This is a genomic window from Chitinimonas violaceus (assembly GCF_052601015.1).
In genome coordinates this window covers 1-223 of record NZ_JBQXDJ010000362.1, presented here as the reverse complement: position 1 = coordinate 223, position 223 = coordinate 1, and the positions used below count along the sequence as shown (strand labels likewise).

Annotated in this window: 1 protein-coding gene; it reads left to right on the top strand. The window is 55.6% G+C overall.

From position 1 onward, the window contains the following. Positions 1-18 precede the first annotated feature (18 nt). Positions 19-223, top strand: a 205-nt coding sequence (locus ACUHMQ_RS21580; protein ID WP_445297459.1) for a transposase, incomplete at its 3' end; no start/stop codon positions are given.

Genomic DNA, 223 nt, shown 5'->3' with positions numbered 1-223 from the left:
ACCGGCGATGCTTGCCCAATGAGAACCGCTTACCCCAGCGACGTCAGTCGCGAACAATTTGAAACCATTCGCCCACTGCTGGAAAGTGCCCGTAAGAAAACCAGTCCTCGCCGAGTCGACCTATACGACGTATTTTGTGCCGTCCTCTATCTACTCAAGAGCGGCTGCCAGTGGCGTATGTTGCCCAGCGAGTTTCCAAAGTGGCGTACCGTCCACGCCTACT